The organism is Pseudolactococcus laudensis, assembly GCF_013449735.1.
GTDB classification, from domain to species: Bacteria; Bacillota; Bacilli; order Lactobacillales; family Streptococcaceae; genus Pseudolactococcus; species Pseudolactococcus laudensis.
Map to the genome: position 1 here is coordinate 64,887 of NZ_JACBNY010000007.1, position 26,781 is coordinate 91,667.

Annotated in this window: 22 protein-coding genes and 6 pseudogenes; 11 read left to right on the plus strand and 17 right to left on the minus strand. The window is 37.8% G+C overall.

Translation table 11 applies throughout. The features are described from left to right. Positions 1–83: 83 nt before the first annotated feature. Together HZR21_RS05650 and HZR21_RS05655 are read right to left on the minus strand one after the other, a co-directional pair. On the minus strand, positions 84–1,232 hold the full coding sequence (locus HZR21_RS05650) for a toxic anion resistance protein (RefSeq protein ID WP_003137281.1): 1,149 nt from the start codon (positions 1,230–1,232) through the stop codon (positions 84–86). Further along, on the minus strand, positions 1,225–1,737 hold the full coding sequence (locus tag HZR21_RS05655) for a 5-bromo-4-chloroindolyl phosphate hydrolysis family protein (RefSeq protein WP_180746821.1): 513 nt from the start codon (positions 1,735–1,737) through the stop codon (positions 1,225–1,227). The genes HZR21_RS05650 and HZR21_RS05655 overlap by 8 nt, the downstream gene beginning before the upstream one ends. Before the next feature lie 99 nt (positions 1,738–1,836). Here HZR21_RS05655 and HZR21_RS05660 point away from each other — a divergent pair, with 99 nt between their 5' ends. The 11 genes from HZR21_RS05660 (at position 1,837) to dltD (ending at position 11,387) form a co-directional block, all read left to right on the plus strand. Then, entirely contained in the window at positions 1,837–2,874 is a 1,038-nt protein-coding gene (locus tag HZR21_RS05660; protein WP_180746822.1) for an NAD(P)H-dependent glycerol-3-phosphate dehydrogenase, read from the plus strand. A gap of 1 nt (position 2,875) precedes the next feature. Continuing rightward, positions 2,876–3,811 (plus strand): UTP--glucose-1-phosphate uridylyltransferase GalU, encoded by a 936-nt coding sequence (galU, locus tag HZR21_RS05665; RefSeq protein ID WP_180746823.1) that lies wholly within the window; start codon positions 2,876–2,878, stop codon positions 3,809–3,811. Between the two features lie 126 nt (positions 3,812–3,937). After that, positions 3,938–4,369: a NusG domain II-containing protein gene (locus tag HZR21_RS05670; protein WP_003137273.1), complete on the plus strand. Its 432-nt coding sequence runs from the start codon at positions 3,938–3,940 to the stop codon at positions 4,367–4,369. Continuing rightward, positions 4,369–4,917 (plus strand): Gx transporter family protein, encoded by a 549-nt coding sequence (locus HZR21_RS05675; protein ID WP_180746824.1) that lies wholly within the window; start codon positions 4,369–4,371, stop codon positions 4,915–4,917. The genes HZR21_RS05670 and HZR21_RS05675 overlap by 1 nt, the downstream gene beginning before the upstream one ends. Then, the gene (locus HZR21_RS05680; protein WP_180746825.1) at positions 4,914–5,858 is read left to right on the plus strand and encodes a polyprenyl synthetase family protein; all 945 of its coding nucleotides are present in this window, start codon (positions 4,914–4,916) and stop codon (positions 5,856–5,858) included. Before HZR21_RS05675 ends, HZR21_RS05680 begins: the two co-directional genes overlap by 4 nt. Further along, on the plus strand, positions 5,855–6,574 hold the full coding sequence (rsmG, locus tag HZR21_RS05685; RefSeq protein WP_180746826.1) for a 16S rRNA (guanine(527)-N(7))-methyltransferase RsmG: 720 nt from the start codon (positions 5,855–5,857) through the stop codon (positions 6,572–6,574). The genes HZR21_RS05680 and rsmG overlap by 4 nt, the downstream gene beginning before the upstream one ends. Positions 6,575–6,837: 263 nt before the next feature. Beyond that, positions 6,838–6,975, plus strand: a complete 138-nt coding sequence (locus HZR21_RS12150; protein WP_040525429.1) for a teichoic acid D-Ala incorporation-associated protein DltX — start codon at positions 6,838–6,840, stop codon at positions 6,973–6,975. A gap of 22 nt (positions 6,976–6,997) precedes the next feature. Next, positions 6,998–8,536 (plus strand): D-alanine--poly(phosphoribitol) ligase subunit DltA, encoded by a 1,539-nt coding sequence (gene dltA, locus HZR21_RS05695; protein WP_180746827.1) that lies wholly within the window; start codon positions 6,998–7,000, stop codon positions 8,534–8,536. Next, on the plus strand, positions 8,536–9,789 hold the full coding sequence (dltB, locus tag HZR21_RS05700) for a D-alanyl-lipoteichoic acid biosynthesis protein DltB (protein ID WP_180746828.1): 1,254 nt from the start codon (positions 8,536–8,538) through the stop codon (positions 9,787–9,789). The genes dltA and dltB overlap by 1 nt, the downstream gene beginning before the upstream one ends. A gap of 124 nt (positions 9,790–9,913) precedes the next feature. Continuing rightward, complete coding sequence (gene dltC, locus HZR21_RS05705) at positions 9,914–10,153, plus strand: D-alanine--poly(phosphoribitol) ligase subunit DltC (protein WP_031365606.1); 240 nt, start codon at positions 9,914–9,916, stop codon at positions 10,151–10,153. After that, positions 10,146–11,387, plus strand: a complete 1,242-nt coding sequence (dltD, locus tag HZR21_RS05710; protein WP_180746829.1) for a D-alanyl-lipoteichoic acid biosynthesis protein DltD — start codon at positions 10,146–10,148, stop codon at positions 11,385–11,387. The genes dltC and dltD overlap by 8 nt, the downstream gene beginning before the upstream one ends. Before the next feature lie 85 nt (positions 11,388–11,472). Here the strand turns inward: dltD and HZR21_RS05715 are convergent, their stop codons facing one another. The 15 genes and pseudogenes from HZR21_RS05715 to HZR21_RS05780 all read right to left on the minus strand — a co-directional run. Next, complete coding sequence (locus HZR21_RS05715; RefSeq protein WP_180746830.1) at positions 11,473–11,988, minus strand: MarR family winged helix-turn-helix transcriptional regulator; 516 nt, start codon at positions 11,986–11,988, stop codon at positions 11,473–11,475. A 37-nt stretch (positions 11,989–12,025) separates the two neighbouring features. Beyond that, positions 12,026–12,814, minus strand: a pseudogene (locus HZR21_RS11765) (ABC transporter permease). Between the two features lie 3 nt (positions 12,815–12,817). Beyond that, on the minus strand, positions 12,818–13,762 hold the full coding sequence (locus HZR21_RS05725) for an ATP-binding cassette domain-containing protein (RefSeq protein ID WP_180746831.1): 945 nt from the start codon (positions 13,760–13,762) through the stop codon (positions 12,818–12,820). A gap of 196 nt (positions 13,763–13,958) precedes the next feature. Beyond that, positions 13,959–14,948 (minus strand): UDP-glucose 4-epimerase GalE, encoded by a 990-nt coding sequence (gene galE, locus HZR21_RS05730; RefSeq protein ID WP_180746832.1) that lies wholly within the window; start codon positions 14,946–14,948, stop codon positions 13,959–13,961. An 85-nt stretch (positions 14,949–15,033) separates the two neighbouring features. Continuing rightward, entirely contained in the window at positions 15,034–16,479 is a 1,446-nt protein-coding gene (gene gtfA / locus HZR21_RS05735) for a sucrose phosphorylase (protein WP_180746833.1), read from the minus strand. A 170-nt stretch (positions 16,480–16,649) separates the two neighbouring features. Beyond that, positions 16,650–18,194, minus strand: a complete 1,545-nt coding sequence (purH, locus tag HZR21_RS05740) for a bifunctional phosphoribosylaminoimidazolecarboxamide formyltransferase/IMP cyclohydrolase (RefSeq protein WP_180746834.1) — start codon at positions 18,192–18,194, stop codon at positions 16,650–16,652. A gap of 132 nt (positions 18,195–18,326) precedes the next feature. Beyond that, positions 18,327–19,295, minus strand: a complete 969-nt coding sequence (locus HZR21_RS05745; protein ID WP_180746835.1) for a transketolase family protein — start codon at positions 19,293–19,295, stop codon at positions 18,327–18,329. Then, positions 19,288–20,160, minus strand: coding sequence for a transketolase (locus HZR21_RS05750; protein ID WP_180746836.1), 873 nt, complete (start codon positions 20,158–20,160; stop codon positions 19,288–19,290). Before HZR21_RS05750 ends, HZR21_RS05745 begins: the two co-directional genes overlap by 8 nt. Positions 20,161–20,185: 25 nt before the next feature. Then, positions 20,186–21,553, minus strand: a pseudogene (gene ulaA / locus HZR21_RS05755) (PTS ascorbate transporter subunit IIC). Positions 21,554–21,589: 36 nt separating this feature from the next. Continuing rightward, positions 21,590–21,874 (minus strand): PTS sugar transporter subunit IIB, encoded by a 285-nt coding sequence (locus HZR21_RS05760; RefSeq protein ID WP_180746837.1) that lies wholly within the window; start codon positions 21,872–21,874, stop codon positions 21,590–21,592. A 70-nt stretch (positions 21,875–21,944) separates the two neighbouring features. Further along, a complete protein-coding gene (locus HZR21_RS05765) occupies positions 21,945–23,768 on the minus strand; it encodes a BglG family transcription antiterminator (RefSeq protein WP_180746838.1) in 1,824 nt (607 codons plus the stop codon). Between the two features lie 197 nt (positions 23,769–23,965). After that, a pseudogene (locus HZR21_RS12155) lies at positions 23,966–24,466 on the minus strand (fructose-bisphosphatase class III); the annotation flags it as partial. 27 nt (positions 24,467–24,493) lie between these two features. Then, positions 24,494–25,102 (minus strand): annotated as a pseudogene (locus tag HZR21_RS12160) (substrate-binding domain-containing protein); the annotation flags it as partial. 80 nt (positions 25,103–25,182) lie between these two features. Beyond that, positions 25,183–25,616: pseudogene (locus HZR21_RS05775) on the minus strand (ABC transporter permease subunit). 49 nt (positions 25,617–25,665) lie between these two features. Beyond that, a pseudogene (locus HZR21_RS05780) lies at positions 25,666–26,766 on the minus strand (sugar ABC transporter ATP-binding protein); the annotation flags it as partial. Between the last annotated feature and the right edge of the window lie 15 nt (positions 26,767–26,781).

Genomic DNA, 26,781 nt, shown 5'->3' on the forward strand with positions numbered 1-26,781 from the left:
GCTTTACTTTATTTTACATCTTTTTCATCACTTTGTCAAAAATGGTATAGTCCAATTTTAAGTCACAAAAAAACGAGTAAAGGTTACTCGCTTTTTGTTTTATTGGATAATTCCAATAATTTTGATTTTATTTCTTCTTCAAGCTGTGCCAATTCAACTTCACCTTGACGGCGTTTGATTGCCCCTTCACGCTGAATATTCATTGTTTCTTGAATTGTTTCAATCAAATTAGCCTGAGTCGTTTTAAGTGTCTCAATATCAACCACACCACGTTCATTTTCGCGTGCAGCTTCAATAGAGGATTGCTTCAACATCTCAGAATTTTTGGTTAACAAATCATTAGTGGTACTTGATACAATACGTTGACTCGTTAAGGCATCTTTTTGTTTCAACAGTGTCAATGCAATTGCTACCTGATTTTTCCATAGAGGAATAGCTGTGTTGATTGATGTTTGAATCTTTTCAGCTAGTTCCTGATTGGTATTTTGAATCATTCTAATCTGAGGCGCTTGTTGAATTGTAATTTGACGCGCTAGTTTTAAATCATATTGGCGCTTATCCAGACGATTTTTATAGTTTTCAAGATCAGAAATCTTTTGAATAGCAATCGCATTATCTGGTGTATTTTCAGCTTCAATCTTTGCTTGTGGAATGATTGTTTCATCAAGTTCCTTAATTTTCAGCTCTGCGCCTGCGATATAGACATTGAGCGCATGAAAATAATCCAAGTTCTCAGCATAAAGTGTCTCTAAGGTTTTATTATCTTCCAATAAACCTTTATATTCGTGTGTTAATTTAATTGATATTTTATCAATACCAGCGCCCAATTTTTGATATTTTTGCGTCACTTCAAAAATTGATTTTTTCACTTTGCCAAACATTTTCTTAAAAAAGCCTGGATCTTCAGCCACGAGATCATTAGGATTAGATTCTTGCAGCTGATACATTAAATCAGTAAGTGCTGAACCCACTTCACCTAAATCTTTAGCTTGTACTTTATTTAAAACAGACTGTGAAAAATCACCAATCTTTTTCTGCGCAAGAGAGCCATATTCAATAACAGACTGGGAATTATTTTCATCCAGAGACTTAGACAACTCTTTTGCTTTGCCTAATTCTTCTTCTGACAATGTTGCAACAGCATTTCCAGATGTTGTGCTTTGTGTAAGTGGATTTTCTACTGTAACGGATTGTTCAGCAGTCATTAAATCATCCAGAATATCATTAGCCATTTTCTACCTCATTTTTAATTTTTTCAATATCATCAGACAACTCTAATTCATACGTTTTCGCAATTTTTTCAGATAATTTGCGAATTACCTTTTGACTTTCAATCTTTAAGTCCTGATCGAGTCTATCAACGCTTTTGACATTGTCATAAGTCTCAGTCAATTCAACCATAGTAGGTAATTGTTTGTAAAGAAAATCATGATTTGTCAAAGCCATTTTTGGATGTTTCACAATAAGTTGAAATAATTTTTTTGCACTCTTCAAACCACCGGTTACATTTTCAATGATTTGTAGCTCTGAATCATGCTTAACAGCTGACTCCCAAGTTTTTATTTGAGCCTTAGCATCCCGCATTGTTTGACGAAAAATGGTGATGTCTTGATCCGACAACCCTTTTTCATGATATGTTTCAATTAAATTTGGATTTTTTTTATCTTTTTTATAATCATGTATTAACCACAAAACAAGCACCACCGCTATTATTATCAATATTGTTATTAATTTCATAAATCTATTTTATCACATTTTCTCGTGCAATTCTCAGTCTAGAGTATGATTTTTTAATTAGAATGTGCTAAAATGATAAAGAATACAATTGGAGGTATTATGACTCAAAAGAAAATTGCCGTCTTAGGCCCTGGTTCTTGGGGAACTGCACTCTCACAAGTTCTCAATGATAACGGTCATGAAGTTCGAATTTGGGGAAATGTTCCTGAACAAATTGCTGAAATTAATGAAAACCATACCAACAAACGCTATTTTAGCGATGTTGTTTTAGACGATAAAATCACTGGTTACAATGACCTTTCTGCCGCACTTGCTGGTATTGATGCCATTTTGTTTGTTGTGCCAACTAAAGTAACCCGACTCGTTGCTAAACAAGTCGCTGAAGTTTTGGATCACAAAGTCGTGGTCATGCACGCTTCTAAAGGATTGGAGCAAGGCACACATGAGCGCATCTCAACAATTTTAGAAGAAGAAATCCCTGCTGACTTACGCTCTGAAGTTGTTGTTGTTTCAGGTCCTTCTCACGCAGAAGAAACAATCGTTCGTGATTTAACCCTGATTACTGCAGCCTCTAAAAATCTTGAAGATGCGAAATATGTTCAAGAACTTTTCAGCAACGACTACTTCAGACTTTACACAAATGATGATGTCATCGGTGTTGAGACTGCAGCTGCCTTAAAAAATGTTATTGCTGTGGGAGCTGGTGCCTTACATGGTCTTGGATTTGGCGATAATGCTAAAGCAGCCATCATTACACGTGGTCTTGCCGAAATTACGCGTCTCGGTGTGGCAATGGGTGCCAATCCTATGACCTACATTGGTTTATCAGGTGTTGGTGATTTGATTGTTACTGGTACTTCCATCCACTCACGAAACTGGCGCGCTGGTGATGCCTTAGGTCGAGGTGAAAAACTAGCAGATATTGAGGCTAACATGGGAATGGTCATCGAGGGTGTGTCAACAACAAAAGTTGCACATGAACTAGCAGAAATGTTATTTGTCGATATGCCAATCGTTGACACCATTTATAATGTGATTTATCAAAATGCGGATATTCGGGAAAGTATCATCAAATTGATGCGCCGTGAAGGTCGTCCCGAAAATGAATATATTATAGAGATTAAAGGATTGAACTAAAATGAATGATGATTGCTTAACTAAAAAAGTTCGTAAAGCTGTAATTCCTGCAGCAGGACTCGGCACACGTTTTTTACCAGCTACTAAAGCACTTGCTAAAGAAATGCTACCGATTGTGGATAAACCAACGATTCAATTTATCGTTGAGGAGGCTCTAAAATCTGGTATTGAAGATATTCTGATTGTTACTGGTAAAGCAAAACGGCCGATTGAAGATCATTTTGATTCAAATATTGAACTTGAAATGTCACTTAAAGAAAAAGGCAAGGAAGATTTACTAAAACTCGTTGAAGAAACGACAGATATTAACTTGCACTTCATTCGTCAAAGTCATCCTAAAGGGTTGGGACATGCTGTTCTTCAAGCTAAATCATTTATCGGCGAAGAACCATTTGTTGTTATGCTTGGTGATGATTTAATGGAATCAGACCTACCGTTGACAAAACAACTTATCAACGACTATGAAAAAACACACGCCTCTACAATTGCTGTCATGAAAGTGCCACATCAAGATGTTGATAAATATGGTGTGATTGCACCTGAGGGGGAAGTCGAAAAAGGTCTCTATAATGTCGCGAACTTTGTAGAAAAACCTGCAGTTGCTGATGCACCAAGCGATTTAGCGATCATCGGACGCTACCTTTTGACACCTGAGATTTTCAATATTTTGGAAAATCAAAAACCGGGTGCCGGTAATGAAATTCAATTGACTGATGCTATTGAAACACTTAATAAAACGCAACGTGTTTTTGCTCGTGAATTCACTGGCCGCCGTTATGATGTCGGGGATAAATTTGGTTTTGTTGAAACGACGATTGAATATGGTCTCGGGCATCCTCAAATCAAAAAAGACCTACACGATTTCATCATCAAAAAAGGAAAAGAGCTTGAAAAAGCTGACCAGGCTGCTGCTAAAACGTCAACAGCCAAAAAATAATCATAATTAAGAAAAAACGTTCTGACACTGGAACGTTTTTTTAATTTCAACAGTGATATCGATAATAAATAATCTTTTATTTCGTCAAGTTATGCAAAAATTCTTTAAAAATGATAAAATATGATAATGAAAACAACCAAAGGCAAGTTTCAACATATCTTGACTTCAATCAAAGCCTTGCAGATGAAACCGCTAGATTTTGTACTCGTCATTATTTTAATGATTGCAAGTTTTACGCCTTTTCTGCTATTAGGTGGCAAGCAAACCATCAGCCATCAAGCACAATTACGGGTGAATAGTCAGGTCATTAAGACATTTGATTTAACAAAAAATCAAACCTATACCTATCAAGATGGTGATGGCGATATTAATAAAATTGAGGTCCGAGACGGTCGTATTGCGATTGTCTATGCCAACTGTGGCGACCAAATCTGCGTTAGAAAAGGCTTTATTAATAAAACCGGACAGACCATTGTTTGTCTACCACATAAACTTGTCATTGAGGTTATACACTCTGGTAATGATGATGACAACGGAAATAGGATAATAGATTACTAATGAACACACAACATTTGCATCGACTTGTCTATATTGCTTTATTAACTGCAACGGCAACCATTATAGGAATTGTCGAGTCTATATTTCCTTCACCTTTTGCTTTTGCTCCAGGTGCTAAATTTGGTTTTGCCAATCTAGTCGTCCTAATGGCCATTTTTACATTAAAAAAGTCTGATGTCATTATCTTAATGGTGCTTAAACTATTACTAACTGCTCTTTTCACTGGCTTTTCAGTTTTTCTATACAGTATGGCTGGTGGTTTTCTATCATTATTGGCAATGTATCTCGTCAAATTGTTAGGACCGAGACTGATTAGTTTGATTGGTATATCCCTAGTCGGTGGTTTTTTTCATAATGTTGGCCAACTTTTAATGGCTACTTGGATTGCCCAGACACCTGCTATTCTGTTTTATTTACCTTGGTTAGCCTTTTTTGGCCTTTTAGCGGGCTTTTTCATCGGTGTAGCAGGTAATGCATTACTCTATAAAATTAAACCTATCAAAGCTTTATTGATAAAAGAAAATAAAAGTTGGATGACACACACATGACCTTTTGGACGCCCTATCCTAATCTTTCAAAACAACTTGAACAGGTACAGCAAATGATGACTGCTGCCATTCATGTCAAAAATCCTCAGACACAAGCTGCGATTTTAGATTTATTTGCATCTGGCGGTAAACGACTTCGTCCTGCCTATCTCTTGCTATTTTCTGAATTCACTAATTTGGAACCAGATAAAAGAATCGCATTGGCTAGTTCTATCGAAATGTTGCATACGGCTACCCTGATTCATGATGATGTGATTGACCAAGCTGAAACACGGCGCGGTGTCCCAACGGTTTCACATCTTTATGGTCCTGAAATAGCTGTTTATGCGGGTGATTATCTTTTTATTGCTGTTTTTAGATTGATGATTCAACATGCCCTAGACTTATCTAATTTATCTCAACGCGTTGATGCCATGGAAAAATTACTCAATGGCGAGCTTGGTCAAATGAATCTAAAATTTAATACTGAGCAGACGATTGATGATTATATTGATAATATTTCAGGTAAAACCGCTGAACTATTCGCGCAAGCTTGTGCTGTTGCACCGTTTGCTGACGGTGCCTATAAATTAGCACAATTAGCTTACGATATTGGCTTGAATATCGGGATAGCCTTTCAAATTATGGATGATTATCTTGATTATACAGCTGATAGCGACACACTTGGTAAGCCAGTTCTTGCAGATATGCAGCAAGGTATTTATTCTGCACCCGTTTTATTTGCCCTAGCAGCGGACAATCGAGTTGCTGACTTTTTAAGTCAAGAAAATTTTGATGCTGTTTTTCAGATTATCCAACACACAAATGCCCTACAAAAAACGCATGATTTGGCTCGCCAATACACTGCAAATGCGCTCAAACTTATCGAGAAATTACCCAATAAACCTGTCAAATCTGATATTCGTCAGATTACCAAAGACCTACTAGAAAGACAATTATGACACCAGAAGATTTTTATAGCTCGCTAGAAACCTTTAACATCCAATTATCAGACACTCAGAAAGCACAATTTAAGACTTATTTTGAGTTTCTAGTCAGTGAAAATGAAAAGATTAATCTAACAGCTATCACTGAAGAAAATGACGTTTATCTCAAACATTTTTATGATTCAATTGCACCTATTTTATACGGCGTGATTGATAATTCTCCGATTAAACTACTAGATATTGGAGCCGGGGCTGGCTTTCCAAGCTTTCCAATGAAAATCATCTATCCTGAATTACAGGTGACAATCATTGATTCTCTAAATAAACGGATTAAGTTTTTAGCATCACTATCAGATAAACTTGATTTTGATGCGACTTCTGTCACTTTATTACATGGTCGTGCTGAAGATTTTGGTCAAAACCCAATTTACAGAGGTCAGTTTGACTACGTTACTGCTCGCGCGGTAGCGCGCCTCAACGTTTTATCCGAGTTGACACTACCATTTTTAAGAAAAGACGGGAAACTTCTGTCGTTAAAGGCGAGTCAAATGCTGGATGAAATTTCAGAAGGTAAACATGCTATCGCAATTTTGGGTGGCAAGTTGGGCGATACGTTGGACTATGCGTTGCCAAATGGCGATGAGCGTCATCTGGTCATGATAGAGAAGAAAAAAGAGACACCTAAAAAATTCCCACGTAAGGCTGGTACGCCTAATAAGAAACCGCTTTAATTATTTAAATTTAATAACTGTAGAGCGTTTATAAGAACGTATCACATCGATTATGATACGTTTTTTCTATGTTCTCAACCTTTCAAAACTGTAAGTTTTAAGTCTATTTTGTAAGGTTGGGTTGATTTATTTTTGGTATAATCGACTTAACTTTATCTCATCCGCTCACAAAAATAGTAGCAATTTAGTAAAATACTTGTTAAAATGGTGAAGTGACACTTTAAAAACAGGAGAATTAAAAATTGATTAAATATATTCAGAGCTTGCCTCAACAAAAGGCATGGCCTGTCATCAAATTTATTTTGCAAAGTTTATTTTATTTCATGATTATCATCGCCTTGCTGTATCTCTTTAACTACTCAGGAGAAGGACAAGGTCACTTTATATATAATGAATTCTAATCACAAGGAAAGAAGATTACCTATGTTCGTTTCAGACTTTATCGCAACGCTTAATCATCATGCTAAACAAAATCCCAATTCACCGGTTTATGATTTATTGGCTCAAACATATTCTTACCAACAACTTAAACAAGACTCAGATACTATTGCGGCTTATATTGATAGTTTAAACTTACCTGAGAAAAGTCCTGTTATTGTTTTTGGTGGACAAGAATACGAGATGCTAGCTACTTTTGTTGGTTTAACAAAATCTGGCCATGCTTATATTCCTGTTGATGTCAATTCAGCTAATGAACGTCTGACAAACATTCTTGAAATTGCTGAACCTAGTGCTGTAATTGCAATTAATCCTTTGCCAATTGACATCTCAGAGATGCCTGTCATAACTGCTACTCAATTATCTGCTGTTCTTGCAGAACCTACTGAATATGAGTTGACACATCCTGTCACTGGCGATGAGACTTATTATATAATCTTTACCTCTGGTACAACTGGTAAGCCTAAAGGAGTTCAAATTTCACATGCGAATCTCTTATCCTTTGTCAATTGGACGCTAGAATCAAGTGAATTTGACCTACCCTCACAAGCTAAAATTTTAGCACAAGCGCCGTATTCTTTTGACTTATCAGTTATGTCTTGGGCGCCTGCTCTAGCTGCAGGTGGCTGTCTCTATGCGTTGCCTAAAGAGAAAACAGAAAACTTTAAAGACTTGTTTGCTGTGTTACCTACTTTATCGATTCAAGTTTGGGTATCAACACCTTCTTTTGCCGATATGGTCTTACTTTCTGAAGATTTTTCTGCTGAAAAGATGCCTAGTCTCACACACTTTTACTTCTGTGGTGAGGAGTTAACCGTTGGTACTGCTAGTAAATTACATCAGCGCTTTCCTAAAGCCAGAGTTGTGAATTCTTTTGGTCCTACTGAAAGCACCGTTGCATTCTCTGCTGTTACCATTACAGATGAAATGATTGATAAATCAGATCGTCTGCCAATTGGATATATTAAGGCTGATTCGCCGACTTTTATCCTCAATGAGGCGGGAGAGATTTTGAAGGCTGGCGAGCAAGGTGAAATCGTCGTGACTGGTCCTGCTGTTTCCAAAGGATACATCAATAATCCTGAAAAAACTGCGCAGTCTTTCTTTGAGCTTAATGGCCAAAAAGCTTATCATACTGGTGATTTAGGTTTACTTGATGCGTCAGGCATGTTACATTATCGTGGTCGCATGGATTTCCAAATTAAGCTCAATGGTTATCGAATTGAATTGGAAGAAGTGGCGCATGTCTTAAATCTTTCTCAATATGTTGCCTCTGCGGTTGCTGTGCCACGTTATAATGATCAACATAAGGTTCATCAGTTACTGGCTTATATTGTGCTTAAACCTGGCGCTAGAGACGAATTTGAACGTGACTTGCAATTAACCAAGGCTATCAAAACTGAACTCGAAAATGAGATGATGTCTTACATGATGCCATCCCGTTTCATTTATCGGGAATCACTACCAATTACGCCTAATGGCAAGATTGATATTAAAGCTTTGATTGCCGAGGTGAATGATTAATGAGCGAGCTGTTACAATCTCTGCCTAATTGGCAGCCTTATGGGACACCAAAGTATTTTGGTATTCTGATACTTGCTTTGCTACCGATTATCATTGCGCTGTTTTTCCGTCGGAGATTGCCAATTTATGAAAGTCTTGTTTCGGTAGCTTTTATCACCCTAATGTTTGGTGGGGCAAAATACCAACAGTTCTTTGCTTTACTTTTCTATCTTGTCTGGCAAGCGATTGTTGTCTTTGCTTACCAAACTTATCGACAAAAAGCGGATAATAAATGGGTTTTCTTTTTCAGTGTCCTCATATCACTTTTACCCTTAATTATCGTTAAGGTCATGCCTGCCGTACTAGGTGTCAATTCTCTACTCGGCTTTCTTGGTATTTCTTACTTAACTTTTAGATCTGTTACCATGATCATGGAAATGCGTGATGGCGAATTAAAGGCTGTTACTTTTTGGCCATTCTTTCGCTTTATGAATTTTATGCCTACGATTTCATCTGGGCCGATTGATCGTTTCCGTCGTTTCAACGAAGATTACCTTAATCCTCCTAGTCGGGACGTTTATTTATCCATGATTGAAAAAGCGGTTTGGTCACTGATGTTAGGGGCGTTTTACAAGTTTATCATGGCACATATCTTTGGCGATATACTTTTACCAAAGGCGCAACAATTTGCTTTACATGCTGGTGGACTCTTTAATTGGCAAACACTTTTAGTCATGTATGCCTATGGTTTCTATTTATTCTTTGACTTTGCAGGCTACTCTTTATTTGCGATTGGTATTTCTTATTTAATGGGGATTAAAACACCTACTAACTTTAATAAACCTTTTATTGCTAGAGATTTAAAGGATTTCTGGAATCGCTGGCACATGTCGTTGAGTTTCTGGTTCAGAGATTTCGTTTTCATGAGACTTGTTTATATCATGATGAAACGAAAAATCTTTAAAAATAGAAATACAACATCAAGTGTTGCCTATCTTTTGAATATGACACTCATGGGATTCTGGCACGGTGTGACTTGGTACTATATTGCTTATGGTGTCTTTCATGGTGTTGGTTTAATTATCAACGACTGGTGGGTTCGTCGTAAGAAAACAATCAATAAAACACGCAAAAAAAATGGACAACCACTCTTACCTGATAATAAATGGACACATGCGCTTGGTATCTTTATCACGTTTAATGTCGTGATGTTGAGTCTACTTCTCTTCTCAGGATTTTTAGACCAACTTTGGTTCCACCATTTTCCAAAATAATGGTATTATTGTTATAGATTGTCTGAGTTGTAAAGACTTGAATAATTTAAGCACTGCTCTATTGCCATATTTTTCATGCAATAACGTCATAACTTGACTTAATAACTTATAGGAGAATTTAAAAATGGATATTCAAACAACAGTAATCGAATTAATTGATAACTTATTTATGGAAGATATTTCTGACATGATGGACGAGGATTTATTTGATGCGGGCGTATTAGACTCAATGGGTACTGTCGAACTCGTTATTGAGCTAGAGAGTAAATTCAACATCAAAATTCCAGTCTCTGATATGGGGCGTGATGACTGGAATACTGGAAATAAAATTGTGCAAGGTGTAAAGGATTTACAGAATGCTTAAACGACTTTGGCTCATTTTTGGTCCACTTCTCGTTGCCTTTGTCGGTTTATTCGCCTTACTTCTACTTGCACCTGAAAGAAAATCACATCATTTATCTGATGAAAAGCGTGCAGCAACCGCTTTGACACCGATAGTTTTCAAAAATGCTGCTTTGAAAAAAGAGGCACTTTCTGATCCTAATCATCGGTTCGTTCCTTTTTTCGGTTCAAGTGAATGGCGCCGTCTGGATGAGATGCACCCTTCTATCTTATCAGAGGCTTATAAGCGAGACTATATACCATTTATACTCGGCTTAAAGGGTGCAGAATCATTGACCCACTACTTTGGATTACAACAAATTAAGCCACAATTGAATCGTAAACAAGCAGTTTTTGTCATTTCACCCCAATGGTTTGTTAAGGAAGGACAAGTCCCTGACGCCTTTAACTATTACTATGCTAGTGATCAAGGTTATAGTTTTTTAAAAAATGCAACGGGTTCTGCTGAAGATAAGTACGCAGCTAAACGTTTTCTAGCTTTGTCTCCTGAAAGTCCAATTAGTCGATTTATGAAAAAAATTGCTGATGGCAAACGTTTAACGACATTTGATAAATGGCAAATAAAATTAGCACAACGCTTGGCAAGTCGTGAAGACAATCTTTTTGCTGGTATGCAGTTTGGGGATAATTACCAAGATAAGGTGAAACCTCGTGCTGCCAAGCTACCACAACCTTATAATTTAGAATCTTTGCAAACAAAGGCGCAACGTCTTGGTGAGGAACATACGAGTAATAATGAATTCGGTATTCTGAATAGTTTCTATTCTCAACGTATTAAGCATAGACTTGATCAACTCAAGAATAGCCAAACTAGCTTTTCGTATCTACATTCGCCAGAATATAATGATTTTCAACTGATTTTAAGTGAATTTGCTAAAAATCAGACTGATGTGATGTTTATTATCCCTCCAGTCAATGAAAAATGGCAAGCCTATACAGGTTTAGGCCAAGAAATGTACGCTAAAACAGTTGATAAAATTCGTTATCAACTCAGCTCACAAGGTTTCAATCAAGTTACCGACTTGTCTAAACAAGGAAATGAGCCTTACTTTATGCAAGATACCATTCATTTAGGATGGAACGGCTGGTTAGCCTTTGATAAAGCAGTGAATCCTTTTCTCACAAACAAGCAACCAACGCCTAAATATCACTTAAACGACTACTTCTTTAGTCGTGAATGGGCTGAACAAGATTAAAGAAATGCAAAATAGTCATAAGATTATCAATAGACGATCTTATGACTATTTTTGATTATTTAAATTTCGCTGTCGAAATCAAATGTCATTTTTTATCTAGCAAATCACGTTTCATTTGCTCGCGTTTTATCATGGTTGTTATTAAGCCATTCTTACGGTTAGGCATATAGTTATCAAATTTATTATCAAATAGTTTCTTGACCAGTCTATTCAGCTCAACCTGCTCTGCATCAGTCAAAACATCAAAGAATTGCTGATAGTAATCCCCTTCACGCTTGGTAATATCGTTTATCATCTCACGACCTTCTTCTGTAAGGGTGACTAAGGTGACTCGTTTATCTTTGTCATCTTTTGTCTTGTTAACCCATGATTTTTTGGCGAGTTTACTGACGAGTTCTGAAGCAGACTGTTGCCGAATTTCTAATTTTTCGGCTATTTCACCTGTTGTTTTTGCTGTTTCTGATTGGTCTAAAAACTCTAGGACACGAATTTGTGCATTGTTTTCAGCTCCTCTTCTGCCGCCACCACCACCTGGTGGTTGACGAAAGAAGCGCAATAATTTCCCCAGATTATCATATAATTCCTTTGATACTTTTGTCATGCTTTACCTCTATTTCTGCTACCATTATACCAAAATATCAGATTGTTTTGCTATATTTGATGGTGGTCAATGGTGCAAAAATCACGACAATCGCAGCACTTAAAAGTAGGAGCAGCCAGAAATTATTATGGATTGCGCCAGTATTGAGCAAATCTCGGAGCGCTGTCACAAAGTGGCTAACCGGATTGAGATTAACAAAAGTTTGCAAAAATTTAGGGAGCGTGTTAACCGGAATGAAAGCATTTGAGAGAAAAGTCAGGAGCATCATAACGGTCATAGAAATGCCTGTAATCGCGGCCGAACTTTTGATAACTTACCCAATAAAAGCGAAAATCCAACTGATAGAACAACTAAAGAAGACAGCAAGCGCAATAGCAAGAATGACTGATAATGCGTTCCCACCAATATGCCAGCCTAGAACAAGACCAGTGCCCATGACAAATCCTGTACATAATAGATAACGTATAAAATCAGCAACCAGTGGTCCGGCAAGAGGTGCGATACGTACGATTGGTAGTGATTTGAAACGGTCGAACACACCTTTTTCAATGTCTTCCCGCATTTGTACGCCAGTCGCAGATGTCGCTGTTAAAAAGCTCTGAACGAGAATGCCCGGAATCAAAGTCGGCAAGTAGTTTTTCATGTCACCTACTATCGCACCGCCAAAAAGATAGGCAAACATTAACGTAAATAGAACTGGTATAAAAGTGACATCAAAAAGCTTTTCTGGATTATGATAGATTTTGAGTAGGCTGCGTTTTGCGAAGGTCAATGTATCGCGGCATGCTTTGGTTAGACGTTTAAGGGTATTTTTCATTTTTGTCATCCTTTATTTATTATCTTCAGTCAACTTGAAGAAAACATCATCAAGTGTTGGTTTTTGCATTGAAAATACGTTGATGTCGATTTTTCTTTGTCCTGCTTTGACAAAGAAATCAGAAATTTGTAGTGTACTTTCGACAGGTACCTGTATTTCGTTTCCGTTTATGGCAATCCCTGATGAATGGTCAAAAACTTCTTCGATTAAGGCAACGCCTGCATTTGTCGCATTGGTATCAAATGTAACAATAAATTTCAACTCACCAACCTCACGTTTGAGTTCGTCTGGCGTGCCCTCAATGACAAGTTTTCCTTTATCAATCAAGGCAATATGATCAGCTAACTGATCAGCTTCTTCTAAATATTGCGTCGTGAGTAAAACTGTTGTGCCTTTTGCGATCATCTGACGAATCACATCCCACATTTGTTCACGTGTTCGGGGGTCAAGTCCAGTTGTTGGTTCATCGAGAAAAACAAGCGGTGGATTGGCAATCAAACTCACTGCCAAATCTAGACGTCGATGCATCCCACCTGAAAAGTTTTTGATTTGCTTATCTTTAGCCTCTAATAAAGTAAAGTCTTCTAATAATTGTGTTGCTTTAGCCTTACTTTGTTTTTTATCTAAACCATTAAGTGCCGTGAAAATCATCAAATTTTCCCAAGCGGTCAAATCTTCATCCACTGAAGCATATTGGCCTGTCAAACCGATTAGTTTTCTGACTTTTGCTGCCTCTTTAACAGCATCATAACCAAATATCTTGATGTTACCACTATCAGCTTTCAATAAGGTTGACATCATTCGAACGACTGTTGTTTTACCTGCAACGTTTGGACCCAAAATTGCAAAGACTTCACCTTTTTTAATGGTTAAATCAATAGCGTCAACGGATTTTTTACCCTTAAAACTTTTGGTTAAACCTTTGACTTGGATTGCTATTTCGTCAGTAGTGTTCATGTTATTTCTCTTTTCTTTTTATTTCCTATTCAAATTAAACAGGTACCTTTACAAAAATAATTATACAGGTGCCTGTGTAATTTGTCAAGAGGAAAATATTATTTTTTAAAAGACTCATCAATTTATATCGAATTACCATTTATTGTATTTAGAAAATAAAAAGACACGCCAACTATGCATGTCTTTCTATCCATTATCAATCTTCATAACCTTGGGGATGTTTCTGATGCCATGTCCAGGCATTTTGGATGACATCTGCAAGTTTTTCTTTCGGTGTCCAAGCTAGTACTTCTTGTGCTTTACTGCTGTCTGCCACCAAGGCATCCGGGTCACCAATTCGACGTGGACCAATTTCAGCAGGGATAGCATGGCCAGTTACTTGTCGTGCTGTCTCTAGAACTTGTAGATTTGAATAACCTGTTTTTGTCCCTAAATTAAAGGCATCGGATTGACCACCTGCTTTCAGGTATTCAAGTGCCTTAATATGCGCATCTATTAAATCTGTCATACCAATGTAGTCACGGACACAAGTCCCGTCTTCTGTTTGGTAATCATCGCCATATATCATGATTTTGTCGCGTTGACCGAGGGCGACTTGCAAGATAATCGGAATCAAATGGGTTTCGTTTTTATGCGCTTCTCCAATAGAACCGTCATGTTTAGCGCCAGCAACATTGAAATATCGTAGGGCAACATAAGTCATATCTGTCGCGGCAGCTTGCCAAGCCATCATTTTTTCCATGATAAGCTTGCTTTCGCCATAAGGATTGATTGGTTTTTGAGGTGTTTTTTCCGTGATTGGCATCTCTTCTGGAATGCCAAATGTTGCTGCCGTACTTGAGAAAACGATATGTTTAACATCAAAGTCTTGCATCACTTCAAGTAGAGTCATCGCACCACCGACATTGTTCTCAAAATACATGAGCGGTTTTGTCATTGACTCACTAACTAAAGAATAGGCACAAAAGTGCATCACACCTTCGATATTTTTTTCCTGAGTGAAGACGTCTGTCAAAAACGCTTTGTCTCGAATGTCTCCTTGGTAAAAACGTGCCTTATCAGATACTGCTGCACGATGACCAGTTGACAAATTATCAACAACTGCAACATCGTAACCGCGCGCAAGAAATTCATCCGTTGCATGGCTACCGATATATCCCGCACCCCCTAAAATCAAAACTGTCATGTCATATCCTCTTTCCCACTTTGTTTTACATCAATTGGCATCTATCATGCAAGCGTTTTAATCGCTCGCTAACTTTTATATTATATCATAAAAGTGTCTTTTTTTCGCCATTTAGCGTGATTTCAAAAGTGTAGGATTTCGCATTAGCCGTTATAACAGCGACACTTTGCCTAGCTGCATCAAAACGAGTAATGACAATGTCAGTGTCACTTGGCGTATCAATTTCAATACCACCATCAAGCTCAAAAGCTTGTGCCGTATTTCGGAATGTCAGTAAATTCAGCAATTTTTTAACAACAGGGCGATTAAGTTCTGTTTTGATTTCATCTACTTCATAATAATGTCGGTTAATATTGCGGCCTTCCTTTGAAGACTCAAGCAAGTCAAGGTCGTTTTGCCCTGCTAATAGACCGACGTAGTACACTTGAGGGATACCTGGTGCAAAAACTTGGAAAGCACGCGCTAGCAAGTAAGCATCATCATTGTCACCTAAAGCCGAATAGTAAGTTGAATTAATTTGATAAATATCCAGGTTATTATAGGCTTCCGATGAGAATATTTTTTTGACGTTGGCACCAACCTTGTAAAGTTCCTCAGAAGTATATAAGGTCTCTTCATCTGTGAGAATATCCTTGGCATCAACAACACCAATCCCATCATGCGTATCAAGAGTTGTAAATTGTTTCATTGGCGACATCTTTAACCATTTAGCGAGTTGCTTGGTTTGACCAGAGTAGAGCGTATAAAGACTAACCATTGGCAAGGCAAAATCATAAATGTAAAAATCATGGTCAGCAATTTTATGTTGAATGCTATAATGTTCATGAATTTCTGGTAGAATTTCACACCCCTTTGCTATCGTGATGTCTCTGACATCGTTTAACAAGTCCCAAATTTCTGGCTCAACAAAGAAATCATTGGTATCTAATTTTTTAATCGCATAAGCAAAGGCATCTAGTCGAACGATATCACAACCATGGTCAATCAACTGCTCCAAGGTTTCCTTGATAAATTTTCGTGTCACATCTTGAGTAACATCAAGGTCAATTTGTTCTTCCCCAAAAGTATTCCATACTAACTCAGTCGTGCCATCTGCAAAGCTCACCTCTTGGAAAGGTGCCTTATCCTTACGTTTATAGATTAAGTCAATATCTGCCTGAGTTGGTCGATTTTCAGGCCAAAAATTTTGATTGCGTAAGAAGAGATTGGCAAATTCAGATGCCTCCTTCTTTTCTTTAAAATCAATAAATTCAGGACTCTGACGCGATAAATGATTAATCATAAAATCAAACATTAAATAATAATCTTCACCAATGGCTTCGACATCTTGCCAATCACCAAAAGCGCTATCGACTTGTCGGTAATCTTGGGGCGCAAACCCTCTGTCACCTGTAGAGGGAAAGAAAGGCAACAAGTGAACACCACCAATCGCACCTTTTAAATCTTCCGCAAGAATTTTTTGAAGGTCTTTTAGATTTTTCCCAAGACTATCAGCATAAGTAATCAACATGACTTTGTTTTGAATTGGCATATTTTCTCCTTTTGACTTTTGTCAATCGTTTGATATTTATAGTATAGCAGAACACTTTTAAGATGTAAACGTTTTCTATGTCATTTTTACGAATAAATAGATAGCAATTATATCAAAAAAATCAGAAACAATTACTGTTTCTGATTTTTGATTCAATTATAAAGTCTATCTTAATGGCGGAAATGACGTGCACCAGTAAATACCATGGCAATCCCATGCTTATCTGCTTCATCAATCGCATCTTGGTCACGGACTGACCCACCAGGTTGGATAATTGCTTTAATACCTGCTTTCGCGACTTCTTCAACGTTATCTGCAAAAGGAAAGAATGCATCAGATGCTAAGACTGCACCGTCAAGACGGTCTGCAGCTTGTTCAATTGCAATTTTAACAGAGGCAACGCGGTTAGTCTGACCAGGTCCAACGCCTAATGTCTGGTGATTGTTTGTAATGATGATACCGTTAGATTTAACATATTTGACTGAGCGCCAAGCAAACTCAAGTGCCTCAACTTCTACTGCTGTAGGTTGACGTTTGGTTACAATTTCCCAACTGTCTTGTAGTTCAACTGTCGTATCTTGGTCTTGAACAAGTAAACCGCCTAGAACACCAGTAACTTCTTTTTGACTTTCAGACACTTTTTGTTGCTCAAAATTCAAAGCTAGAATCCGCAAATTTTTCTTCTTATTAGTCAAGATAGCTAAGGCTGAATCAGAATAGCTAGGTGCGATAATAATTTCAAGGAAAATCGGATGCATTTTTTCAGCAGTTGCAGCATCAACTTCACGATTTAGGACAACAATCCCACCAAAAATTGAAATTGGGTCAGCTTCATAAGCGTAGTCCCAAGCTTTTTCAATCGTATCAGCAGTACCAATACCACAAGGGTTCATGTGTTTCAATGCGACAACAGTCGGTGATGTAAAGTCACGAATAATCCGAATCGCTGCATCGGCATCTCGGATATTATTAAATGAAAGTTCTTTACCGTTAAGTTGTTTAGCTTGTGAAATTGAATAGTCTGTCGGTAATGCTGATTCGTAAAAATCAGCATTTTGCTGTGGATTTTCGCCATAACGCATAGGCTGTTTAAGTTCATATGTCAGAGTGAGTTTCTCAGGCTTAACCTCATCCACTTGCGCTGTAAAATATTCAGCAATTAATGCATCATAAGCGGCTGTGTGACGGAAGACTTTCGCTGCTAATTTTTGACGCGTTTCATAAGTCGTATCACCATTTTCAGCAAACTCTGTCAGAACAACCTCATAGTCTGTCGGGTCAACAACGACAGTCACGCTAGCATGGTTTTTCGCAGCAGAGCGTAACATTGAGGGACCACCAATATCGATGTTTTCAACTGCATCAGCATAGGTCACATCCGGTTTAAGAATCGTCTCTTTAAAGGGATAGAGGTTGACGACAACGAGGTCAATCGGCGAGATGTCATGGTTTTTCATGGCTGAAACGTGTGTCTCAAGGTCACGGCGTGCCAAAAGCCCACCATGAATTTTAGGGTGCAATGTTTTCACGCGCCCATCCATCATTTCCGGGAAACCTGTTACATCATCAATGACAATGGTTGCAACACCTGCAGCATCTAGTGCTGTTTTAGTACCACCAGTTGAAATAATTTCCCAACCTAGTTCACGTAGTTTTTCGGCAAATGCCACAATACCTGTTTTATCACTTACGCTGATTAATGCTCGTTTTGTCAATGTCTCACTCCTTAAATATTAGTTGATAAGTTAATTTTAACGATTTTTAACGTTTTTTGATAGCAAAAAACGTATATCTTTACAAAATATACGTTTATCGTTCGGAAATTGATAATATTGTGAAAGATTTTTTTAAACTTTATTTATAAAGTCTAAAATCTTTGCTTGCATTTTGTCTTTTGATAGACCAAATTCATCTTGTAAGTAGTCAGGACAACCAACTTGACCAAACCTTTCGTTAACGCCAATTTTTAAAAGTTTAGCATTAATACCGGTTTCTGCTATAACATCAGCAATTGCACTTCCAAGACCGCCTGTGACTGAATGGTTTTCAATACTAATCATCAAGTCATGCGTTTTAGAAAGTTCAATCACTAAATTGCTATCAAGTGGTTTAATCGTAAACATATCTACGACCGTTACATCAATCCCTTTTAATGCTAATTCTTCTGCAATATCTAACGTTTCACTGACGAGTTGTCCTGCTGCAAATAAAACGATATGTCTCCCTTGTTTAAGGATATTACCTTTACCCAATTCAAACCTTGCATCTGTTTCATAAACCTCGCGAACAGCTTTACGATTGGCACGGATATAATGAATACCTGCTTTATCTGCCAATTCGCGAATTAGCCAAGCGAGCTGGATGCCATCTGCGGGGTCACAAACGATACTGTTTGGAATCATACGCATCAAGGTGACATCTTCCCATGATGTATGTGTGCCACCATTTGGTCCGACAGCAAATCCTGGGTCAGAGCCAAAAATATTAATTGTCGTCTGCGCATAGCCACCAGAAATGAATAGCTGGTCAAAGGCACGTCGTGTCGCAAAAGGTGCAAAGGTATGACAGAAAGGAATGTGCCCAGTTAAACTGAGACCACTCGCAACCCCCATCATATTTGCCTCAGAGATGCCGACATTAATGAGTTGTTGACTATGTTTTTGCGTCAGGTTTGCAAAACCACTCGCACTGCCAAGATCTGCCTCTAAAGTTATCACTTTTTGATTTTTAGTTATTAACTCGTCTAATGTTGCAACAAATACAGCGCGAAGTTCTTGACCCATTTTTGTTCTATCTTGTTTAACTTGACTAAGCATGACTTCCTCCCCCTTTAACAACTTGTTCTTCTAAGGTGGTGATAGCTTTATCCAACTCTTCTTGATAATTAGCAAGACCAAATTTAACAGAATGATTATCCTCAACTTTTTCGAAGAATGGTACACCTTGAGCTTTTACCGTATCTAGGACAATGGCAACAGCACTATCTTTTTGGTCTTTCAAGAAATTAATCGCATCATCGATAGCTTTCACGTCATCGCCTTTAACTTTTAACGTGATAAAACCAAAACTCTCCATTTTTTTCTGAATATCGAAAGGATTCAGAATATCGGCAGTGTAGCCATCAAGTTGTTTCTTATTATCATCAATAAAGACAATACAGCGGTTCAGTTTATTGTGTGCAATATATTGAAAGGCTTCCCAACACTGTCCTTCGTTTAATTCACCATCTCCGACAATGAGATAGGTATAGGCGTCACCTCCGGATAATTTCAAACCTGTCGCCATTCCAGCAGCAATAGATGTGCCTTGACCGAGAGAGCCTGTTGTGGCGTCCACACCTGGTATTTTCAAGCGGTCTGGATGACTGGGTAAATGCGTGCCACCTTCATTCAGTGTCAATAACCAGTCTTGAGGGAAAAATCCTTGTATGGCTAAGGTTGCGTACAAAGCAGGACCGGCATGACCTTTAGACAAGACAAGTCTATCTCGACCTTCCCAATTTGGATGATTCGGGTCTATCGCCATCTGCTTACCATAAAGGACAGCTAACAGCTCAACAATAGACATCGAGCCACCTAGGTGACCATAGCCCATGTGTCCTAGCATTTTAAGTGTCTCTAATCGAATTTTATCTCGTAAATTTTCTAAGTCACTTAATTCTGGTCTATCATCTTTTTTCATTTTTTCTCCTTGAATGACATCTGTCTTATGCTTCTGTTGATTTTTTAGCAACACGAACTGTTGTCACTTTGCTTGCAACTAAAACGAGTCCTAATACGACTAAAATACCAATCATCACAAGCATCTTGCCACCACCATTGGCCATGTTACCAAGTAAAAGACCGACAACACCATAGTCAGTATCAGAGAATGTAGAGCCAGCAAAACCTAAGTCACCCATAACAGGCATGAGGAAAATCGGCATGAAACTAATTAAAATACCTTGTAGGAATGAGCCAAGCACAGCCCCTCTCACACCACCAGTCGCATTACCATAGACACCTGCAGTTGCACCGCAGAAGAAATGCGGTACGACGCCTGGAATGATAATCGGTAAACCAGTCACAGCCATAATAATCAGTGAAAGAATACCGCCAACAAATGATGAGAAGAAACCAATTAATACAGCGTTTGGTGCATAAGGAAAAACAATCGGGCAATCTAGTGCTGGTTTGGCATTCGGTACTAGTTTTTCCGAGATACCTTTGAAGGCAGGTACAATTTCTGCCAAAATCAAGCGAACACCAGCTAGGATAATAAAGACACCCGCTGCAAAGCTACCTGCTTATTGCAAGGCATAGACGATATAGTTTGTGCCACCTGAGAGTTTTTCTGTCACATAAGCATTACCTGTAAAAATGGCAACAATCATATAGACAATACCCATTGTGATTGTAATCGAAACAGTTGAATCACGTAGGAAAGCTAGACCTTTAGGGAAATTAATATCTTCAGTTGATTTTTCTTTATTGCCGAAATATTTGCCAATAATGGCTGAAAAGGCATAGCCGAAATTACCCGTATGTGCTAAGGCAACCGAATCGTTTTTCGTCACTTGAACGGTAAAGGGTTGTAAAATTGCTGGGAAAACTGTATTTGCGATCCCTAGAGAGATGCCGCCAAAGAGGACAAGCAAGAAACCATCCAACCCAGAAACACTTAGAATGACAGCAATCATACAAGCCATATATAAGGTCGCATGTCCAGTCAGATAAATATATTTGTAGCGCGTGATCCGTGCAAATAAGATGTTAAAGAGCATCCCTGCTAACATAATTAATGCCGTATAAGTCCCAAATTTTTCTAAAGCAACGGCAACAATTGCTTCATTGTTTGGCACAACACCAGTCACATGGAAGGCTTTCTGGAACATAATCCCAAACGGTTCCAAAGAAGAGACAACAAAGTTTGCACCAGCCGTCACAATCAAGAAACCGACAAACGTCTTAATCCCACCTCGAATAATATCTGCAATCCCTTTTTTCTGCAGTAACAAACCGACAACTGCAATAAATGCGACTAAAATAGCGGGCGTACTCGCAATATCAATTAATACATCTAAAACATTTTTCATGTTGATTATTCTCCTAATCTAGTTTATCAGTCATCTCTAAGCAAGCAAACCAGCAGCTTTGACAACTGCTGTCACTTTTTCTCTTAATTCGTCCATGTCAATGATAGAGTCCAAGACCGTAACATTCCCTAAATGCGTTGTACTATCAGCTAAGTCACCACCCACAAAAAACATATCTGCTAATTCAGGTGCTGCACTCCCCACATCATAATGTTGTACGTCTATATCTTCTAAACCTAATTCTTTTAAAATCGTTTTGATGTTCATTTCTACCATAAAACTTGACCCTAGTCCTGAGCCACATACTGCTGCTAATTTCATATTTTATTCCCTTCTTTTCTGCAACTTTCACACATCGTGAAATATTGAACCTTGACTTGCATAGGCAAAATTATTCGCCCTCCTGAATTAATGTCACTATTTCTTCTGTCGTTTCAGCTTCTAAAAGCCGTTGTACTGCAGTTTTATCCGTCAATATCTTCGTTAAACTGCTTAGAGCACGCAGATGTGTTTCATTATCAACTGCCGCTAAGCAAATAAAGATACGGATTGGATGTTTTTCATCATCCAATAGATAAACAGGCTCCGAAAATTTCAATAGAGACATGGCTAAATCTTTGACACCATCCTCCGGCCTAGCATGCGGCAAAGCAATCCCAAAACCTAAATGAATAAACGGACCAAAATCAAGCACTTTTTGAACCATCGCATCTAAATACCGCGGCTCTATATCATCATTTTGGACAAGTGGCGCTCCAGCCATGTGAATCGCATCCTGCCAGTTCGGCATCGGCGTTTCATGGTTAAAGCGAATTTTATCAGGTGTTAATAATTCTGAAAGCATTGGGGATTCATCACCTTTCTTTTTTAACTGCTTCATCATTTTTTTAGTGACTAGTTTTTTTATTTTGTCCTGTGTCACCCCTTCTTTTAATGTCACATAAGGTAAAATAGTTTCTAGTATGTCAGTAACGGACGGTACGACCACGCTAGGTAATAACAACTCTCGCTGTACCTTTCGCAATAATTCAACCTTATCAATTGTGCTCAAAATAGGTGGCATCACATAAAGTGGTTTGTGCGTCTCCAACGCAACACTCGAAAAGATTAAATCGTAGTCATCCAAAGGCATCTGGTCTAATTCAAAGAAGGACCTCGCCTCTATAAAATCAATCATTGGAAAAAGCGTTGCTAACTCTGAACGCATAATCAAAGAACTACTCATTCCACTAGGACAAACGACTAAAGCTCTGTATCGCTTATCTTCCGGTCGTTCTGCCATATTGGCAATCTCGCCACCAAACAATATCGTAAAATACCCAACTTCACTATCTGGTAATCTCTCACCAAGTAACTCCTCTAAGGGTATCAAACTGTAGTGTGTGATTTGAAAGAGATGATTGTACTGTTTTTGAATTTGCTCAATCAAGACATTTTGAATGGTAAATTTTCCTAAGATACGAAAATAGGCTGGCACAAGATGTGCATAAATATGGTCAACGACATTAGTAAATGCTTTAAATTCAATACCAGTCGAGTGCTCAACTTTACGACAAATCTCGTAAGAACAGTCGTAGAGAAATTCAGTCCCATATTCCCGAACTTTGGCTTGAATCATACCCATCAAAACCATTGCCCAGTAATTTGTTTCGGCATCCTGATTAACAACGCTAGGAAAATACTGGACTAACTCAACCACTTTTTTCTTGATGATTAAGTGATTTAGGACACTATTTTCTTTGTCAGTCAATACAATTGCGTGTGTACTGGAACGAATAATCACAAAGGCTAAGAAATAGATTGTTTCTTCTATCCTGCTCGGTACAACAGTCAGACGATGATTTTTTAAGAACTGTCGAATGTCTGTCATCACGCGCAAATGAAAGTCATCCGAAAATTGATTTAAAAGTTTCACCATCAATTCTTTAGTGGTAGGTTGATAAAGTAAGGCAAGAATACTTTTTTGAATGAGTTGCCGAACCAGTCTCTCATCACCATAAAAACGGTAACCAGATTGTCGACTATATTTAAGGACAACACCATTTTCTTGGGCATATTTCTGTATTTTCTTAATGTCTGTTAAAACAGTTCCTCGAGAAACTAACAGCGCATCTTGTAAATGGTAAACAGAAATTTCTTCTAATTCAGCTGAAATCATAAGAATTGCCAGAGCTTGTCTGTCATTTTCAGTCAAATTGATTGCTTGCCTTATCATCTTTATCTCCTTCTCACACTTTAATTGTAAATGACAACGCTTTCAAAGTAAAGAAACGTTGAGTTCAAATTGCTTGTCTATATTTTTGATTGACTGTACTGAATGATTAAAAACCTTAATTATCACCTTTCATCACTGTATTTTAACGATAAAATCAAATACAAAAAAGCAAGCTTTTAACTTACTTCTCTACTGTTTTACGTCATATAATCCATTAAATCTGTCAAATCGACAATATCAGCTCGTAATTTATCACCAATGGTTGTGTCTTTAATCAAGCGACGTTTGGGCTTTTCTTCTAAGAAATATTTTAAGGATTCGTTGCCTTTACCCTTAGCCAAAATTTCTTCAATAGAGGTGAAAGGCGCGTGTGTCACGATTTTAAAACCATAGGAGTCATTTAAAAGCGAATAGCCTGCGATACCTGTCGTTTTCTGATAGGCTTTACTCATACCGCCATCTATCACCATGAGTTTCCCATTGGCTTTGATTGGACTTTCGCCACTTGCGACTTTGACTGGTGTATACCCGTTAATCACAACTGATTGTGGGTCATTCAAGCCAAATTCTGCCAAGATCATGTCCATGATTTCTGGTTTTTCTCTATAGGCAAAGTAGGGATTTTCGCCTTCCTTATGCGTGCGCTTATCTGCTATAAAATAGCGCTCAAATGTCGTCATGGACGAGCGACCAAATAATACTTCTGCTCTATCAAAATTTGCTGATTGGCTGTCAATAAGTGTTAATTTTTCTTTTGCAATTTTTTCAAATCCTTTACCACGTTCTCGAGTAGTTGATGCCCCTGGTGTCCCCTGTAATTGAAGTACTTTTGCTTTTTCGCCAAGGAGTTCTACAATGTAGTTTGCAGCCATTTCTCCACCAGAAACGTTATTAGAAGCGACTGTCGATAAGATTTTACCGCCATCACTGCCACGGTCAATGGCAATGACTGGTATGCCTGCTTTATTTGCAGATTCTACTGCGGGAACAATCGCTGATGAATCGACTGGATTAACCAAAATCACATCAACACCCTGCTGAATTAAATCTTCAATATCATTACTTTGTTTAGCAGTATCGTCTTGTGCATCCAAAATCTTAATTGTAGACCCTTTTTCATCTGCTAGTTCTTTAACCCCATTTTGAATATCAACAAAGAATGGGTTATTAAGTGTTGAAAGCGACACACCAATTTTCAAATCCTTGGCTTTTTTCTCCGTTTTTGTTGTCCCATTATTTGATCCGTTATCAAGTCCTGTTTTACCACAACCAACTAGAAAACCAATACTCAATGCCATACCAACTGCTACTGTTATTACTTTTTTTAGTTTCATTTTTCTTTCTCCTTCAAATCTAAATGACGTTTACCTTCCGTTTTTTTCGTTTTACTTTATATTATTCATCCTTTCTATTTTTAATTCTTTTTACGACGATCCATCAAAACCGCTATTAGAATGACTACCCCTTTTACAATTTGTTGATAAAAACTTGATACACCAAGTAGATTCAAACCATTATTAAGCGTACCGATGATTAAGGCACCGAACAATGTACCCAAAATTCGACCACGACCACCTGACAAACTTGTGCCACCAAGAACAACTGCAGCAATAGCATCCATCTCATAACTTTGTCCTGCTGTTGGTGAGCGGAATTTAATCTTGATGTGATAATTAGGCCGCTAATAGAAGCCATCATACCTGAAATCGTGTAGATCAAAATTTTAACCTTATCAATTTTAACACCCGCAATATGTGCCGCTTTCTCATTTCCACCAATGGCATATGTTTCCTTACCAAAGGCTTTTTTATGTAACAAGACATAAAGAATGGCAAAGACAACAAACATCAAAACGACAGGAAATGGTATACCAAATAAATAACCACGACCAATCTTCCGTTTTCTTATCAACAAAACCTTTTCTAACAAAACTTTTCAGGCTTGGTAATACTATATTCTCACCAATACTAAAATCTAAAACTAAGCCTTCTTCTTTCCGATTTTCAGTTAGAAAACCAAGTCCATTCGCAATCGCATTTACCGGTGTCAACTCCTTTAAGGTGATACCATCAATGTTAATTTCGCCTGACGTTATACGATCCAGTCCAAAGATACCACGCATGATTTCTGTGCGCCCAGCTCCCATCAGCCCTGAAAATCCAACAATTTCTCCACGTCTAACGGTGAAATTGATATTTTTAAATCCTTTACCGGTCAAATCTTTGACTTGGAAAATATCATTTAAAATTTCTGAAGTTTTCTCAGGATAATAGTCCGTAATATCTCGCCCAACCATCTTCTTGACAAGTTCGTCCTTAGTCGTTTCAGATGTTTTTGTCGTATCAATTGATAGTCCATCACGCATTACAGTTATCTCATCTGTTATTCGGAAAATTTCTTCCATTCTATGAGAGATATAGACAATTGCAATCCCTTCAGCTTTTAACTTTTTGATGACCTCAAATAAGATTTCTATTTCTTTTTCTGTCAATGCTGCAGTCGGTTCATCCATAATTAGAAAACTTAAGTCATACAGCATACTTTTCGCAATTTCTATCATTTGTTGTTCACCGACAGATAAGGTGCCAATAACTTGATTCAAGTCAATTTCAATTCCTAATTTCTCAAAGACTGTAATTGCTTTTCTTGTCATCTCTTTTTGGCTTAAAAATCCGAATTTATTTTTAATTTCTTTTCCCAAAAATAGATTCTCTAACACAGTCATCTCTGTAAACGTATTCATTTCTTGATGAATGAAACTAATCCCTGCCATTTCAGCTTCTCGTGGATTAGCAAAATACTTTTCTACACCATCAACTTTAATTGTCCCACCATCTTTTAGGTAAAGGCCAGTTAAAATATTCATAAGTGTCGATTTTCCAGCACCATTTTCACCCATCAACGCATGGATTGTGCCATGTTTGATCAAAATACTCACATCGTTCAGTACTTGGTTACTACCAAATGCTTTGACAATATGGTTCATTTCAATATCCATTGTCTCAATTCCTTT